We start from the raw sequence: 230 nt of genomic DNA, 5'->3' as shown, positions 1-230 counted from the left end.
ATCGGTTCCGGCGTGATTGGTTTGGAAATGGGTTCCGTATGGAACCGCGTGGGTGCAGAAGTTACCATTCTTGAAGCTGCGCCGACCTTCCTGGCCGCCGCCGACCAACAAATCGCCAAAGAAGCCTTCAAATACTTCACCAAAGAGCAAGGCTTGAGCATTGAATTGGGCGTGAAAATCGGCGACATCAAATCTGAAGGCAAAGGCGTTTCCGTTGCTTACGAAACTGC

General features: G+C 51.7%; 1 protein-coding gene. It reads left to right on the top strand.

Going from position 1 to position 230, the window contains the following annotated elements; translation table 11 throughout:
• Positions 1–230 (top strand): NAD-binding protein (locus ACTHSP_RS24240; RefSeq protein WP_440347250.1); only part of this gene is annotated, 230 nt, incomplete at both ends.

The sequence above is a fragment of the Neisseria sp. P0001.S005 genome, assembly GCF_051963715.1.
This window is presented reverse-complemented; position numbering and strand designations above follow the sequence as displayed.